Raw genomic sequence first — 579 nt, forward strand, 5'->3', positions numbered from 1 at the left:
GTAATTATTACAAAATTTTATTTTAAGTATGAATATTATTATGAATATTCTTTAGGGGATTTGGTCGGGTTCTTACTTTTATTGACCCCATTCATAGCAATGATTACTTGGTTTTGGGAGCAAAAATTATCTCATCAAAAAATTGAATCAAGCTTCGGTTCAATATTTTTTAGTAAAAAGAATGTGTATACAAACTTACAAGCTATAGAACTTTACGTTGCATCAAGTGGAAGTAGTGAGCCTGGAACAACCAGCACCCAATCTTTATCCATCGCAATGAAGGTTAAGGGCAGAAAATCCCCTATAGGTATATTTACTAAAGGTTCTTGGGATAGTGCTGATGAGATTGTAAATGAGATAAAAAATATTTCTCAAGTTACGGGCGTTGCATCTATTAATACATCTGAACGATTTGATTATATATTTAAAGGTAGGTTCCATAAAGAATTTGACTTACCTTAAGTTTTCAATTAATTAAATTGCGTATAACAAGTCACTCAAAAGGACAAATAACAGTTGGTTTTTGCTCCTTCGTCGCTAATTTTAACCAACTATTATTGGCCTCTTAGTGAGGCGTTA

General features: G+C 32.1%; 1 protein-coding gene. It reads left to right on the forward strand.

The window, feature by feature from the left end:
- A partial coding sequence (locus ACRRSQ_RS20615) for a hypothetical protein (protein WP_440877659.1) occupies positions 1-462 on the forward strand: 462 nt, incomplete at its 5' end.
- Positions 463-579: the final 117 nt, after the last annotated feature.

Source organism: Thalassotalea sp. PLHSN55, assembly GCF_052030545.1.
Taxonomy (GTDB): Bacteria; Pseudomonadota; Gammaproteobacteria; order Enterobacterales; family Alteromonadaceae; genus CANMXU01.